Source organism: Nguyenibacter vanlangensis (assembly GCF_038719015.1).
GTDB classification, from domain to species: domain Bacteria; phylum Pseudomonadota; class Alphaproteobacteria; order Acetobacterales; family Acetobacteraceae; genus Gluconacetobacter; species Gluconacetobacter vanlangensis.
In genome coordinates this window covers 2740001-2755236 of record NZ_CP152276.1, presented here as the reverse complement: position 1 = coordinate 2755236, position 15236 = coordinate 2740001, and the positions used below count along the sequence as shown (strand labels likewise).

Annotated in this window: 14 protein-coding genes (1 of these 14 cut by a window edge); 10 read left to right on the top strand and 4 right to left on the bottom strand. The window is 64.9% G+C overall.

Going from position 1 to position 15236, the window contains the following annotated elements:
* Nucleotides 1-18: 18 nt before the first annotated feature.
* The 3 genes from mobC (at nucleotide 19) to AAC691_RS12800 (ending at nucleotide 2632) form a co-directional block, all read left to right on the top strand.
* On the top strand, nucleotides 19-387 hold the full coding sequence (gene mobC, locus AAC691_RS12810; protein WP_342627171.1) for a plasmid mobilization relaxosome protein MobC: 369 nt from the start codon (nucleotides 19-21) through the stop codon (nucleotides 385-387).
* On the top strand, nucleotides 384-2171 hold the full coding sequence (locus AAC691_RS12805; protein ID WP_342627170.1) for a hypothetical protein: 1788 nt from the start codon (nucleotides 384-386) through the stop codon (nucleotides 2169-2171). The genes mobC and AAC691_RS12805 overlap by 4 nt, the downstream gene beginning before the upstream one ends.
* 224 nt (nucleotides 2172-2395) lie before the next feature.
* Nucleotides 2396-2632: a hypothetical protein gene (locus AAC691_RS12800; protein ID WP_342627169.1), complete on the top strand. Its 237-nt coding sequence runs from the start codon at nucleotides 2396-2398 to the stop codon at nucleotides 2630-2632.
* Between the two features lie 151 nt (nucleotides 2633-2783).
* On the opposite strand, the gene AAC691_RS12795 is transcribed toward AAC691_RS12800, so the two are convergent.
* The 3 genes from AAC691_RS12795 to serB form a co-directional block, all read right to left on the bottom strand.
* On the bottom strand, nucleotides 2784-3587 hold the full coding sequence (locus tag AAC691_RS12795) for an NAD kinase (protein ID WP_176638738.1): 804 nt from the start codon (nucleotides 3585-3587) through the stop codon (nucleotides 2784-2786).
* Between the two features lie 47 nt (nucleotides 3588-3634).
* A complete protein-coding gene (locus AAC691_RS12790) occupies nucleotides 3635-4477 on the bottom strand; it encodes a carbon-nitrogen hydrolase family protein (protein ID WP_176638737.1) in 843 nt (280 codons plus the stop codon).
* Between the two features lie 134 nt (nucleotides 4478-4611).
* Nucleotides 4612-5508, bottom strand: coding sequence for a phosphoserine phosphatase SerB (gene serB, locus AAC691_RS12785; protein WP_176638736.1), 897 nt, complete (start codon nucleotides 5506-5508; stop codon nucleotides 4612-4614).
* Nucleotides 5509-5538: 30 nt separating this feature from the next.
* On the opposite strand from serB, the gene miaA reads away from it, so the two are divergent.
* The 4 genes from miaA (at nucleotide 5539) to ilvC (ending at nucleotide 10128) form a co-directional block, all read left to right on the top strand.
* Nucleotides 5539-6537, top strand: a complete 999-nt coding sequence (gene miaA / locus AAC691_RS12780) for a tRNA (adenosine(37)-N6)-dimethylallyltransferase MiaA (protein ID WP_342627168.1) — start codon at nucleotides 5539-5541, stop codon at nucleotides 6535-6537.
* Nucleotides 6538-6607: 70 nt separating this feature from the next.
* A complete protein-coding gene (ilvB, locus tag AAC691_RS12775) occupies nucleotides 6608-8434 on the top strand; it encodes a biosynthetic-type acetolactate synthase large subunit (protein ID WP_342627167.1) in 1827 nt (608 codons plus the stop codon).
* Nucleotides 8435-8547: 113 nt separating this feature from the next.
* Nucleotides 8548-9063, top strand: a complete 516-nt coding sequence (gene ilvN / locus AAC691_RS12770) for an acetolactate synthase small subunit (protein ID WP_176638733.1) — start codon at nucleotides 8548-8550, stop codon at nucleotides 9061-9063.
* Between the two features lie 45 nt (nucleotides 9064-9108).
* A complete protein-coding gene (gene ilvC, locus AAC691_RS12765; protein WP_176638732.1) occupies nucleotides 9109-10128 on the top strand; it encodes a ketol-acid reductoisomerase in 1020 nt (339 codons plus the stop codon).
* 182 nt (nucleotides 10129-10310) lie between these two features.
* On the opposite strand, the gene AAC691_RS12760 is transcribed toward ilvC, so the two are convergent.
* The gene (locus AAC691_RS12760; protein WP_342627166.1) at nucleotides 10311-11216 is read right to left on the bottom strand and encodes a LysR family transcriptional regulator; all 906 of its coding nucleotides are present in this window, start codon (nucleotides 11214-11216) and stop codon (nucleotides 10311-10313) included.
* A gap of 119 nt (nucleotides 11217-11335) precedes the next feature.
* Between AAC691_RS12760 and AAC691_RS12755 the strand changes: the two genes are divergently transcribed.
* The 3 genes from AAC691_RS12755 to clpB form a co-directional block, all read left to right on the top strand.
* The gene (locus tag AAC691_RS12755) at nucleotides 11336-12394 is read left to right on the top strand and encodes an aldo/keto reductase (RefSeq protein WP_342627165.1); all 1059 of its coding nucleotides are present in this window, start codon (nucleotides 11336-11338) and stop codon (nucleotides 12392-12394) included.
* 32 nt (nucleotides 12395-12426) lie between these two features.
* Nucleotides 12427-12930 (top strand): heme-binding protein, encoded by a 504-nt coding sequence (locus AAC691_RS12750; protein ID WP_342630213.1) that lies wholly within the window; start codon nucleotides 12427-12429, stop codon nucleotides 12928-12930.
* Nucleotides 12931-13114: 184 nt separating this feature from the next.
* Nucleotides 13115-15236, top strand: partial view of an ATP-dependent chaperone ClpB gene (gene clpB / locus AAC691_RS12745; RefSeq protein ID WP_323989572.1) — the 5' portion only. Its footprint extends 482 nt past the window's final position; the window shows 2122 of its 2604 coding nt (coding positions 1-2122); its start codon is at nucleotides 13115-13117; the stop codon falls past the right edge of the window.

Genomic DNA, 15236 nt, shown 5'->3' with positions numbered 1-15236 from the left:
GTCATCAGGAGCGACGACATGCAGACCGACCGCACACACTCTTTCCGCATCCGCGCCAGCCGAGCCGACTTATCCGCCTGGGAGCGGGCGGCGGCGGCGGCAGGCAGCAACAAGACCGCATGGCTCCGGTCCCTGGCAGCGGAAGCCAGCACGACCGGCCAGCCTCCTGGCGCACTGGTCGGTGAACTCATTCGTCTCCGTCGTGAAATCGCCGCTATCGGCAACAACGTCAACCAGATTGCCCACCACATGAACGCTGGCGGCCATGCTGACCCCGAGGCGGCATTGGGACAGGTCGAGGCGGCGCTTCTTAACGTGTCCGATTTCCTGAACGATGCCCGCGCACCCCGCAGGAAAGGTGGAGGTCGCCGGAGGTCTGCCGGATGATTTTGAAGACCAGCCGCATCAAGACCGCATCCGGCCCGCACGCCCTCATCCGCCATCTCTGGCACGGCAAAGGGAACGATGAAATCACCACCGTCCAGGGCAGCAAGTCCGCCCTGGTCGCCATGATGCAGGACGCCCAGGCGGCTGGCCGGACGTATGGAATCCGCCATCTTGTTATCAGTCCAGAAGATGCCACCTCACGCGCCCAAGCAACGGAAATCCTCCGACTTCACGGTCAGGAGTTCGGCTATGAAGTCGAGGATTGCACTCTGATAGAGCATCGCAAGCCGCGCCATGACGGAGGCGGATATGAAGTCCACTGGCACGCCGCCATCCCAGAAATCCGCCAGGATGGCAACGTCCTGGACTCGCGATTCATGTTTAAGAGGAATGAAGTCATCGCTAGGCTGGCCGAAGTCCGGCTCGGCCACGCCCTCACGCAGGGGCGGCACAACACTTGGGCGGCGGCGGCCCTTGAGCAGCGCGGCCTTGAGGATGAGGCGGCGGCGGTCAGGGTCGGGGCGGCCATGAAATCGTTCGGCCCAGCGGCCCGGCCAGCGCCACGGGAATCATACAGCGCCGACACGCATCAAATCCTGAAACGCAGCGGCATCAAGACCCCGGCCATCAAGGCAGCCATCACGGCGGCGTGGGCAGCCAGAGATGCAGAAAACTGCCTTCCTTTCATTGACACACTGCATCATGCCGGAATCGACCTTGTGCCCGGCCGCCGTCCAGGCACGTGGGTCGCTGTGGCCGATGGAATCGAAGTCACCGCACTCCACCGGCTCCTGAAAGTGAAAACTGGGGAGGTAGAAGCAGAGATGGCAAAGGCAGCAGTGCGAAAGGCCCCGGCGTGGGCGCGGGCGACCGGCGGATACGACGCGCTCGGCCCCCAGGACAGAAGCAAGGCCGAGCAGGGCTTCGACAAGTTCCGCGAAATCTACGAGCGCGCCCGGGGGCATGAATATCCATACGGCATCGCTGATTATGTCGCATGGTGCCAGAAGGAAGAAGCCCGCAAGCCGTTCCACGAGCGCACCCCCAAGGCCCCAGCCGCCCAGGCCGAGCCCGAGGCCGCCCCCAGGCCCCAAGCCGCCCCGTCGGCACCGAAATCCCTTCCCCTCCCGGACGACCCCGCTGCCCTGCGCCGCATCATTGGGGAACCCCGCTGGTCGGAGCGGAATCGTGACCCCCAGGCCATCGCCGCTGCCTATCAACAGAAGGTAAACGGAGCCAGGGCAAGGGCCGAGCGCGCCCTTGAGCGGGCAGAGGCGACTATCGAACGGACCGCACCGAGCGACATCGTTAAGGATGGCAAGCTGTCCGGCAAACTTGCCGATGCCGCCGCAAAGCTGGCTATTGGCATGTTGAACTTGGTCTTGCGCCCTCTCGGCCTGCCAATCACTTGGCAGCCATCATTCGGGGCTCCGCGCATCGTCGGCCAGAATCCGGGCAACCCCCGAGACCACGAAGCCGCCCATAGGGACGCCGAGGAAATCCGCGAAAAACTCGCCGGGATGGCAACACCCGACGTCATCCGGGCCAAGGCCGCCGAGGTCGCCGCCGTTCGGCAGGCAGAGCATGACGCATGGGCCGACAAGACTGCCCCGGCCAGGCTCAAACTCTCGGAAATCGAGGCGCGCCAGGAGGCCGAGCGCCAGGAACAGGAGCGCCGGGCCAAGGCCGAGGAAGCCAGGATGGCGGCGGCCCTGGGGGCTGTCGAAGTGGACCTGCCGGACTTCGCGCCGGAGACGGACATCTTGAGGGGTCTGGAAATCTGACCGCTCACGATAACGTGATGGATGCGCAAGTTTATGGGCGCATCCATCACATTCTCATGACAGTCTTCATGAATTTATGAAAGTTCTCATGAATCGTCATGGCGTTCTTCATAAATACAAATTGGATATTCCCTGCAATTAACAATCATCTTTGGAAGATGTGTTTGACGGACTGGAGGCGTTCGCACTACGTTTTTCGTGTCGCAACCAAGGAGGAACTAGCGATGCAGGTTGAATACAGAGAGTTTGTGCTTTGGGTCGCGAAGCCTGGGGCCGGGATTGATGGTGTAATAGATGTTTACTACGGACCAGTCGTTGATGCGTTGGAGCGATGCCGCCGCATGGGCGATGCGCAAATAATCAAGCGTATGGCGCGCGTGCTGGGCCTGTCCCGGCGTGACATCACAGTCCACCGCCTTGACGACGTGTTGGCCATCGGGGTCGGTCTGGAACGTATCTAGCTTGCCCACTTGTTGCCCACGATAACCTCGGTATATTGCCCACGACGGCGTTTTATCGGCCCGCAAGTGTTTGAGTTAATTGAGTTGTGTGTGATGCACGGGCCCGGTTCGAGTCCCGCAGCTCGCACCATCTTTCGTGTCCGATCCGCCGTCAGACGGTGAATTGTTCCGCCAGGATCCGTTCGGACAGGCTCTGGCCGGGATCGAACAACAGGGTGGTCTGGATCGCCCGGTCTTCGGCAATTTCGACCGACACGACGTCCCGCACTTCGGTAAAATCAGCCACAGCGGCGACAGGGCGCTTCTCGGGTTCCAGGATCGTCAGCCGTACCCGTGCCGCCGATGGCAGCAGTGCACCGCGCCAGCGTCGGGGGCGAAAGGCGCTGATCGGCGTCAAGGGCAGCAGATTGGCCGACAGCGGTACGATCGGCCCGTGCGCCGACAGGTTATAGGCCGTCGATCCCGCCGGCGTTGAAACCAGCACGCCATCGCAGATGAGTTCGGGCATCCGCACCCGGTCATCGACCTCGATCTGGATCTTGGCTGCCTGACGGGTTTCGCGGAACAGAAACACGTCGTTCAGCGCCAGCGCTTCGATGATCTCGCCCGACGATTTCTGCGCGGTCATGCGCAAAGGGTGCAGAGTCGCCGCCTGTGTCTGCGTCAGGTGCATGGGCAGATCATCAGGAATCGCCGGATTCATCAGGAACCCGACCGATCCGCAATTGATTCCGTAGACCGGGGTCGTCTGGCCCAGCATCATATGCAGGATTTCCAGCATGAACCCATCCCCGCCCAGGCAGATGACGGCATCGGCCTCCTGCGGCGTATGCTGGCCGTAGCGGGCAGTCAGGCTTTCCAGTGTTCGGTGGGCACCAGGATTCGGCGCCGCGATGAAGGCGAGCCGCCGTGGCGGCTGCCCCGACGGCCAGACGGGGGGATGGATCTCGTTCATGGCGCGCCCCGCAAAATGACCGGGTCCAGGATCAGGCGGCCCAGCATTCAGGATGTCAGGCGGCGATGGTCCATCACCGGAATTCCGGCACGGACACGTTCGACCATGTCCAGGTCCAGCCGCGCGGTCACCCAGCCGATGCCGTTCGAGGCCTGGGCTACGACTGTACCCCATGGATCGATGATCATCGAATGGCCGTAAGTCTTCCGTGCATTTCCATTGGCGTCGGCATGCGTGCCGGTAGTGCCGCATGCCACGACCCAGCACTGGGTCTCGATCGCCCGCGCGCGCAGCAAGGTCTGCCAGTGCGCCTCGCCCGTTTCGGCGGTAAAGGCGGCAGGCAGGATGATCAGGTTCGCGCCTTGCCGCCTCAAGGACAGGAACAGTTCGGCGAACCGGATATCGTAGCAGATGGCCAGGCCGGCCATGAACGGTCCGACCGGTACCGTCACGACATTCCGGCCCGGCGCATAGGTATCGCTTTCACGATAGCCCTCGCCCCCGGGAGTGGTGATGTCGAAGAGGTGAATCTTGCTGTAGCGCGCGCGCTCCACCCCATCGGGGCCGAAGATCAGGCTGGTGTTCAGCAGCCGGTCCCCGCAACGTTGTCCGATCGAGCCGCCATGCAGGGTAATGCCATGGGCATGCGCGGTTTCGCTCAGGAAGCGATAAAGCGGGCCGACGCCGCCTTCCGGTGCGCCTGGCGGAGGCAATTCCTCGGCACTGGCGAATTTCACCTCGGCGGTCCCGCCGAGACAACTCCATATTTCCGGTAGTACCACCAGGTCCGGCCGGTCGGCGGAAACCGCAGCGGCAATCAGGCGCCGTGCCTCGGCGATATTATCCGGCAAGGACGCGCCGGGGGCCATCTGGATGACAGTGGTGCGCACCGGAAGCTCCGTCCGATCGTAGAAGGCTGATCCATCGGCCCGTTCACAGGGTCATGGACTGCGGGGGTTATGCCTTCGCTTATAAGATGCGTGCCCGATGCCCCGCAACTGCCGCACGGATATTCGGGCGGCGTTCAGGCCGCGCCGACGAAGGAGGCGGCAGGATACCCCTGGACGAACAGCAGGGTGCGCAGCGTCGTATGATCCACGCGATTGGCCACGGCGGCGCGTACGATCGGCTTGCCGTGAAAGGCGATGCCCAGCCCGGCGTCGCGCAGCATGTTCAGATCGTTCGCGCCGTCTCCTACCGCCATGGTGGCGGCCGGCTTCAACCGTCCGGCTTCGGCCAGCCGTCGCAGGTGCGCGCGCTTGGCGTCGGGTCCAAGGATCGGCTCGGCGACGGTGCCGGTCAGCATACCCTCCCGGCTTTCCAGCACGTTGGCATGATGCTCGCTGAATCCGCACAGCGACGCGACCCGTCCGGTAAAGAAGGTGAAGCCACCCGATACCAGCGCGGTGCGGGCGTTGTGCGCACGCATCGTCGCCACCAGCTCGCGCGCGCCTTCATTCAGCCGCACATCCTTCCAGGCGGCTTCCAGCAGCGAGTCCGGCAGTCCGGCCAGCAGCCCGACCCGTTCGCGCAGGGCAGCCGCGAAATCGATCTCGCCATTCATCGAGCGGCGGGTGATCTCGGCGATACGCTCGCCGATGCCGGCATGGGCGGCCAGATCGTCCAATGTCTCGTTGGCCACGATGGTGCTGTCCATGTCCGCGACCAGAAGCCCTTTGCGCCGTCCGCGCGAACGCGTCAGAAGGGTGTCGACATGGCGCGGGCCGAAGACCGCGCGGATCGTCTCCAGCGTCGGCATTCCGTCGCCGGGGGGCGGACAGGGGATCTCGGCGGCCTCGCCGGGCGACAGGATGGTGGGGGTGCCGCCCTTCACCATGTCGCGCGCCGCGCCGATATGGGCATCGGTCAGGGTCGTGGCTGCGCGATTGGCGACGAGTGTAAGGATATGGGACAGCGACATGATGCCGATGCGTGTGACAGGGATGGCGCCGTGACGCAAGCGGCGGATTCACGCGGTCGGCCGGTCCTCGTGATCGCCGGGCCGACCTGCTCGGGCAAGTCGGCGCTGGCCATGGCGGTGGCCCGTGCGACGAACGGCGTCGTCATCAACGCGGACTCGATGCAGGTCTATCGCGAACTGCGCATCGTCACCGCGCGTCCCAGTCCGCAGGACGAGGCCGAATTGCCGCACCGTCTCTACGGGATCCTGCCGGCCGCGCAGCCGGGCAGCGTCGCCTGGTGGCGTACGCAGGCCCTGGCTGAAATCCGGGCGGCGTGGAGCGCAGGCCGCATGCCGATCCTGTGCGGGGGCACCGGCATGTATCTGCGCGCCCTGACCGACGGACTGACCGATATCCCGGACCCCGGACCCGCCGCCCGTGCCGAGGCCCGCGCCCTTGTCGAAGCCGAGGGGCCCGCCGCCCTGCATGCGCGGCTCGCGAAATACGATCCTGAAACCGCTGCCACCCTGCGCCCTTCCGACAGTCAGCGTCTCGCCCGGGCGTGGGAGGTTCTCTCCGGGACCGGCCGTGGCATGATCCATTGGCGCCGCGCCGCAACCCTGCCGCCGCTGGCATGCCGGATGATCGCCGTCCGGTTGGATCCGCCGCGTGATATCCTGCGCGCCGCAATTGCCGCGCGCTTCGCCGTCATGCTTCGGACCGGCGCGGTGGACGAGGTCCGGGCGTTGCTGGCACACTCCCTCCCGCCCAGCCTGCCGGCCATGCGCGCGCATGGCGTGCCGGAACTGACGGCCTGGCTGCACGGAGAGCACACCCTGGAGGAAGCCGCGCATCACGCCGTGCTGGCAACGGGGCGCTACACACGGCGGCAAGCGACCTGGTTCGCCCACCATCGCCTGGCGGCGGACGCAGACAGCCTGGTCGTCGCGGCACGCATGACGGGGGATGCTCAACAAATGGAAAGAAATGATGTCGATCCCATTTCTTTTATTCTAAGACGGATTGACGCGGGGCCTCAGTTTCCCTAAACCCCCGACATTCCGCCCGAATGGCCACCATCAGGTGCCCATGAACAGCTCGGGTGGAGGAGCAAGGAACATGAACGCGACACCGAACCTGAACGACCTGAAGTTGAACACGCGCACCCAGGCTGGGGACGTCGTCCTCTCCGGGGCCGAGGTTCTGCTTCGCGTTCTCGTCGATCAGGGGGTCGAGGTCGTCTTCGGCTATCCGGGCGGCGCCGTTCTGCCGATTTATGACGCGCTGTTCAAGCAGAACGCGATCCGTCACGTGCTGGTCCGGCACGAGCAGGCAGCCGTGCACGCTGCCGAAGCCTATGCCCGCTCGACCGGCAAGGTCGGTGTGGTGCTGGTCACCAGCGGCCCGGGCGCGACCAATGCCGTCACCGGCCTGGTGGATGCGCTGATGGATTCCATCCCGGTGGTGTGCTTCACGGGACAGGTCGGCGTGCCGCTGATCGGCACCGATGCGTTCCAGGAAGCCGACACGACCGGCATCACGCGCCCGGCGACCAAGCATAATTATCTGGTCAGGCGTGCCGCCGACCTGTCCCGGGTGGTGCACGAAGCCTTTCATATCGCCCGCAGCGGCCGCCCTGGCCCCGTGGTGGTCGACCTGCCGAAGAACGTGACGGTGGGGCCGGCGCCGTATCAGCCTGCGTCGCGCGCGCCGCACCCGTCCTATCGCCCGCGCACCGAGCCGGACCGCGATGCCGTGGCGCGTGCCGTCGCGGCCATGAAGCAGGCCAGGCGGCCGCTTTTCTACACGGGCGGGGGCATTATCAATGCCGGCCCCCGCGCCAGCGAGTCGCTGCGTCGCCTGGTGCGGATGACAGGCTTTCCCTGCACCTCCACGCTGATGGGGCTGGGCGCCTATCCGACGACCGACCGCCAGTTCCTGGGCATGCTGGGCATGCACGGCACGTACGAAGCCAATCTGGCCACCCATGGCTGCGATGTGCTGATCGCACTGGGTGCGCGCTTCGATGATCGCGTCACCGGGCGGCTGGATGCGTTCTCGCCGGATTCGTTCAAGATCCACGCCGATATCGATCCGTCGCAGATCAACAAGATCGTGCAGGTCGACGTGCCGGTCCTGGGCGATGCAGGCCGTATCATCGATATGATGATCGAGGAATGGGAACGGCAGACCGAAACGCCCGATGCGGCCGCCCTGTCCCAATGGTGGCAGCAGATCGATGCATGGCGAGGCATCCGCAGCCTGCATTTCGAACAGGACATGGCGCCGTCGGCGATCATCCGGCCGCAATATGCCGTTCGCCGCCTCTACGAACTGGCGATGGAAACCCGGCGCGACACCTATGTCTCGACCGAAGTCGGCCAGCACCAGATGTGGGCGGCCCAGCATTTCCAATTCGACAAGCCGAACCGCTGGCTGACCTCGGGCGGCCTGGGGACGATGGGCTATGGCCTGCCGGCGGCGGTGGGCGCGCAGATCGCCCATCCCGACGCCCTGGTCATCGACATCGCGGGCGAGGCGTCGACCCTGATGAACATCCAGGAACTGGGCACGATCGCCCAGTACCGCCTGCCGGTGAAGCTGTTCATCCTGAACAACCAATATATGGGCATGGTGCGCCAGTGGCAGGAATTGCTGCATGGTTCGCGCTATTCCGAAAGCTACAGCGCGGCCCTGCCGGATTTTGTCCGTCTGGCCGAAAGCTTCCATGCCCGCGGCCTGCGTGCGTCCTGCGTCGGTGAACTGGATGACGTCATCCGCGCCATGCTGGCCGAACCGGGCGCGGTGGTGGCCGATATCTGCGTGGCGCAGGACGAGAACTGCTATCCGATGATTCCGTCCGGCGCCGCCCACAACCAGATGCTGCTCGGCCCGGAACAGGATGACGAGGTCAAGGTCAGTGCCGAGGGCCGCATGCTGGTCTGATCGGCGCGTCCGCTATCGCATCGGCCGGGCGTGCCCGACCGCCTCGTCCCCATCCCTGCCGACACGGAGGTCACGCATGCCCCGCGCCGGTCGCCATTTCAGGAAGAGCCATCATGACCACGCAGGAGGAGACGACGATCTCCGCGGTCATTTCCATTCTGGTCGAAAACGAAAGCGGCGTACTGGCCCGCGTGATCGGCCTGTTTTCCGGCCGCGGCTACAATATCGAAAGCCTGACCGTCGCTCCGGTCGAGGAATCGCGTCACCAGTCGCGCATCAATATCGTCACCTCCGGCACGCCGCAGGTGATCGAGCAGATCAAGGCGCAGGTGGGTCGCCTGGTGCCGGTCTATCGGGTAGCCGACCTGACCGCACTGGGCCCGCACGTGGCCCGTGAAATGGCGCTGGTGAAAGTCGTCTCGTCCGGCGAGGCCCGGACCGAGGCGCTGCGCATCGCCGAGGCCTTTCGCGCCCGTGCCGTCGATACGACGGCTACATCCTTTATCTTCGAACTGACCGGCGCGACCGACAAGCTCGATTCCTTTATCGACCTGATGCGTCCGCTGGGCCTGGCCGAGGTGTCCCGTACCGGCGTCGCCGCGATCATCCGGGGTCCCCGGACGATCTGATCCCGCAGGTCCCTTTTTTCCACCGTTTCAACAGGAGTGTTTTCCATGCGCGTGTATTACGATCGCGACGCCGACGTGAACCTGATCAAGTCCAAGAAGGTCGCGATCATCGGCTATGGCAGCCAGGGCCACGCCCATGCCAACAACCTGAAGGACAGCGGCGTCACCGAGATGGTGATCGGCCTGCGCCCCGGCTCCACCGCCGTGGCCAAGGCCGAGGCTGCGGGCTTCAAGGTGATGGACCCGTCCGCCGCCGCGGCGTGGGCCGACGTGGTCATGGTCCTGACCCCGGATGAGGGCCAGGGCGCGCTGTACAAAGAACATCTGGAAGCGAACCTGAAGCCGGGGGCCGCGCTGGCGTTCGCCCACGGCCTGTCGATCCATTTCCGCATCATCGAGGCTCGTCCCGACCTGGACGTGTTCCTGATCGCGCCCAAGGGCCCGGGCCACACCGTGCGCTCCGAATATCAGCGCGGTGGCGGGGTGCCCTCGCTGGTCGCCGTGGCGCAGAACGCATCAGGCAACGCGCTCGAAATCGCGCTGTCTTATGCGTCGGCCAATGGCGGCGGCCGCGCCGGCATCATCGAGACCACCTTCAAGGAAGAGGTCGAAACCGACCTGTTCGGCGAACAGGCCGTGCTGTGCGGCGGGCTGGTCGAGCTGATCCGCGCGGGTTTCGAAACGCTGGTCGAGGCCGGCTATGCCCCTGAAATGGCCTATTTCGAGTGCCTGCACGAAACCAAGCTGATCGTCGACCTGATCTATGAAGGCGGCATCGCGAACATGAACTATTCGATCTCGAATACCGCGGAATATGGCGAGTATGTCACGGGCCCACGCATCGTGACGCCGGAAACCAAGGCCGAGATGAAGCGCGTCCTGACGGATATCCAGGACGGCACGTTCGTGCGCAACTTCATCCTGGAAAACCAGTCGGGCAATGTCGGCTTCAAGGCGATCCGTGCGCGTAACAATGCACACCAGATCGAACAGGTCGGCGAAAAGCTGCGTGCCATGATGCCGTGGATCGGCAAGAACAAGCTGGTCGACAAGACCCGCAACTAAGGGTCCGCCCGGAAATGCGCATGCTGGCGATAATCTGACGCGCATTTCCTGCGCTCCGCGGCGACCGGTCAATAAGGTCGCCGCGCTTTTGGTGCTCGAAAACACATGCTGAACGCGGCCTTTCCGGGCCGGAGCGCAGTGGGCCCGTAGGTCTGATCGTGCGATCTGGGGCCCTCCGTCACCTACGGGGCATAATCGGCGATTCCCAGCCCCGGCTGCACCAGTTCGCCGATGAACAAGGCGATCTTGTGTGAATGCGCGGTACTGATGGTGTGGATGGCATAGAAGGTCACCGGATCCGGCTCCCAGGCCTCCATCACCGTCACCAGCCGCCCATCCCGCAGATGGTCTTCGACTTCCCAGAGCGATTTCTGCGTCAACCCCATCCCATCCAGTGCCCAGTGAACCGGCAGTTCCGAATGGCTGGATGCCAGATGGCCGTCCACACGGTAGATGCGCGTATTCTCTCCGCGGCCGAACCGCCACGTGCCGCGGCATTGGCCGCTCGTATTCGCCACCAGACAGGCATGCCGGGCCAGGTCGCCCGGTATCTCGGGTTGCCCGTGCCGGGCGATATAGGCGGGGCTGGCCACCAGCACGCGTCGGCTTTCCATCAGCCGCCGGCCTGCCAGCATGGTATCCACGACCGGCGCTCCGCGAATGGCGATGTCATAACCCTCGCCCACGATGTCGGTCATCCGGTCTTCCAGCGTCAGATGCACGCGAATGTCCGGATGCCGGCGGATAAATCCAGCCACGAAGGGCGCCAGCTTGATCCGTCCGAAGGGCAGGGGGGCGGTCACGCGCAACAAGCCGCCGGGCGCGTTCACCGTTTCGCGCACCCGGGCCTCCATGCCCTCGGTCGCGGACAGGATTGCGGTGGATTCATCCAGATAGATGCGCCCGGCCTCGGTCAATGTCTGCCGGCGCGTGGTCCGCACCAGCAATCGCGTGCCCAGCCGGCGCTCCAGGCGCGACAGCCGATCACTGACGACCGAAATCGCCAGCCCCAGATGACGCGCCGCCGCCGACAGGCCACCTTGCCGGACGATCTCGACGAAAATCCGCATCTCGTCGGTATCGCGCATTTTTCGTTCGCCTTTCCCGGAAGAAGCTTTCCGAATTTGACGGTTATCATTCCCCGGAGCCGGCGCCCATAGTCCCCGAGGCATATCAAGACAGCCCATCAAGGACTGGGAGATCGTTCATGCAGTATCGTCAGCTCGGCCGCTCCGGCCTGCGCGTATCCGCCTTCACCCTCGGAACCATGACGTTCGGCGGCAAGGGCGCCTTCGCCAAGACCGGCAATACCGACCTCGCGGGCGCCATGCGTCAGATCGACATGTGCATCGCGGCCGGCGTCAACATGTTCGACACGGCCGACATCTACTCCACCGGCCTCTCCGAGGAGATCCTGGGCCAGGCGCTGAAGGGCCGCTCGGGCGAAATTCTCGTCGGCACCAAGGCCCGCTTCCACATGGGGTCGGGGGCCAACGATGCCGGCCTGTCGCGCTATCATATCGTAGCGGCGGCCGAGGCCAGCCTGCGCCGTCTGGGCCGCGACCATATCGACCTCTACTACCTGCATGAATGGGACGGCCAGACCCCGCTCGACGAAACGCTCGAAGCGCTGGATACCCTGACCCGCGCGGGCAAGATCCGCTATGCCGGCGTGTCCAATTTCTCCGCCTGGCATATCATGAAGGCGCTCGGCACGGCGGAACGCAACCGACTGATCGCTCCGGTGGCGCAGCAGATCTATTATTCGCTCCAGGCACGCGAAGTCGAATATGAATTGCTGCCCCTCGCCGTGGATCAGGGGCTCGGCGTTCAGGTCTGGAGCCCGATGGCGGGCGGCCTGCTTTCCGGCAAGCATCGGCGCGGCCAAGCCGAAGCCCAAGGCACCCGCCAGTTGGCCCAATGGAACGAACCGCCGGTCTACGACGTCGAGAAGCTCTACGACGTCGTCGAAGAGCTGGTGGCGATCGGCCAGGAGCGCGGCGTTTCCGCCGCTCAGGTCGCCTTGGCCTGGGTGGCGCAGCGTCCGGCCGTGACGTCGCTTGTGATCGGCGCGCGTACTGAGGCGCAACTGGCCGACAACCTCGCGGCCGCCGAGCTTGCTCTGTCGTCCGAGGACATGGCACGGCTGGACCGTGTGAGCGCTCCGCCGCTGCTTTATCCGTACTGGCACCAGGCCAGCACGGCGGCGGACCGGCTGTCGCCTGCCGACTTGCTGCTCCTCGGCCCGTCGATCAGAAAGGATTGACCACCGTGCGCCTGTGCTGCGTTCGGCTGTCCATGTGTCTGGTGGGGTTTGCCTGCACCGCCGCTCCGGCCCCGACCCGGGCAGAGGGGGCCGGCATCGTCACGACCCAGAAATTGTCCTGGGAGCTGGCTGAAAAACTGGCAGCGGCGGCGGTGCGCATCTGCGCCGCCCATGGTTGGTCGGTGACCGCCGCGGTGGTCGACCCTTCGGGTCATGAACAGGTCATCATCAAGGGCGATACTGTGCCCTTGCAATCGCTGTCCGTGTCCTATCGCAAGGCCTATACCGCCTATGCCTATGGCATGACCTTCGACAAGGATACGACCAGTGCCCTGATCGCGGCCAAGGTTACCGGTCCGGCCAACGGCGCGCTGAACACGATCCCGCAGGTGCTGTTCGTGCCGGGCGGCGCGCTGATCCGCCGGGCCGACCGTTCGGTCCTGGGGGGATTGGGCGTATCCGGCGCCCCGGGCGGCGATCTCGACGAGCAATGCGCCGTCGCCGCGCTAAAGGAAGTCTCCCCCCTGTTTCATTGACCTGCCCGTTCATCGGCCTGCCCTTGGACCGTTCGAGGGACGTCATGCCTTGCGCTCTACCTGCCAGACCCTTGTCATAGCGCATCATTGTTCCCATGTCGGTGCTGTTCCGGGTGTCGCGTCGCCTCATGCAGGGGCGCGGCGCCCGGCCTTCAGGTCGCCTCAGTGAAAGGGACATGGGATCATGGATATCGAGAAGTTCACCGAACGGTCGCGCGGCTTCCTTCAGGCCGCCCAGACGATCGCGGTGCGGGACTATCATCAGCAATTGACGCCGGAACATCTGCTCAAGGCGCTCCTGGACGATCCCGAGGGCGCGGCGGCCTCGCTGATCCGTGCCGCCGGCGGCCAGGTACCGGCCATCCAGGCCGAAATCGCGGCCGCCCTGGCGAAGCTGCCCCGTGTTCAGGGAGGCGGCGCCGGTCAGCCGCAGGCCACACCCGATTTCGTCCGGGTGCTGGATAAGGCGCAGAGCATGGCGCAGCATGCCGGCGACGAATATGTGGCGCAGGATCGCCTGCTGGTCGCCATCGCGGCGTCGGAAACGCCGGCCGGTCGCGCGTTGCGTGACGGCGGCGCGAGTGCGCAGGCGCTGGAAAAGGCTGTCGCCGCCATCCGCAAGGGGCGCACGGTCACGAGCGGTAACGCCGAGGCCAGCTTCGACGCGCTCAAGAAATATGCGCGCGACGTTACGGAAATCGCCCAGCAGGGCAAACTCGATCCGGTCATCGGCCGGGACGAGGAAATCCGTCGCGCGATCCAGGTTCTGGCCCGGCGCAGCAAGAACAATCCGGTGCTGATCGGCGAACCCGGCGTTGGCAAGACTGCCATCGTCGAAGGTCTGGCCCTGCGTATCGTGAACGGCGACGTACCCGAGGCGCTGAAGAACAAGAAGCTTTTGTCGCTCGACCTCGGCGCGCTGGTTGCCGGCGCGAAATTCCGCGGCGAGTTCGAAGAGCGTCTGAAGGCGGTGCTGAAGGAAATCGAAAGCGCCGAGGGACAGGTCATCCTCTTCATCGATGAAATGCATACCCTGGTCGGGGCTGGTCGGTCGGATGGGGCGATGGACGCCTCCAACCTGATCAAGCCGGAACTGGCGCGGGGCACCCTGCATTGCATCGGTGCCACCACGCTGGACGAGTACCGCAAATATATCGAGAAGGACGCGGCGCTCGCCCGGCGCTTCCAGCCCGTCTATGTCGGCGAGCCCTCGGTTGCCGACACGATTTCGATCCTGCGCGGCATCAAGGAAAAATACGAACTCCATCACGGCGTACGGATCAGCGACAATGCCCTGGTGGCGGCGGCGACGCTGTCGAACCGCTACATCACCGACCGGTTCCTGCCGGACAAGGCGATCGATCTGGTGGACGAGGCGGCCAGCCGCCTGCGCATGCAGATCGACAGCAAGCCCGAGGAGCTGGACGAACTCGATCGCCGGCTGATCCAGTTGAAAATCGAACGCGAGGCGATCCGCAAGGAGGAAGATCCGGCCAGCCGTGAACGCCTGGTCAAGCTGGAAGCCGAACTGGCCGAACTGGAAGAAAAATCCAATGCCATGACCGCGGCCTGGCATGCGGAAAAGGACCGGGTCAACGCGGTGCAGAAGATGAAAGAGCAGCTTGACCAAGCCCGCTCGGACGTCGAGGTCGCGCAGCGCCGGGGCGATCTGGCTCGGGCGTCGGAGTTGATGTACGGCGTCATCCCCGGCCTCCAGGAGCAGATCGCCCGTGTGCAGGAAGAAAATGAGGCGGCGGCCAGGGGCGCGGGCCTGGTGAGTGAAGCCGTGACCGAACAGGGTGTCGCGTCCGTCGTCTCGCGCTGGACCGGCGTGCCGGTCGATCGCATGCTCGAAGGCGAGCGTGCCAAGCTGCTGCGGATGGAGGACGAGCTGCGCCGCAGTGTCGTCGGCCAGGAACCGGCGCTGAAGGCCGTGGCGCATGCCGTCCGCCGTGCCCGCGCCGGCCTGCAGGATCCCAATCGTCCGATCGGCTCGTTCCTCTTCCTTGGTCCGACGGGCGTGGGCAAGACCGAACTGTGCAAGGCTCTGGCCCGGTTCCTGTTCGACGATGAAAAGGCGCTGTTGCGCGTGGATATGAGCGAGTTCATGGAAAAACACGCCGTATCCCGCCTGATCGGCGCCCCGCCGGGCTATGTCGGGTACGAAGAAGGTGGCGTGCTGACCGAAGCGGTGCGGCGGCGTCCCTACCAGGTCATCCTGTTCGATGAGGTCGAAAAGGCGCACGAGGACATCTTCAACGTGCTGCTGCAGGTGCTCGATGACGGACGACTGACTGACGGGCAGG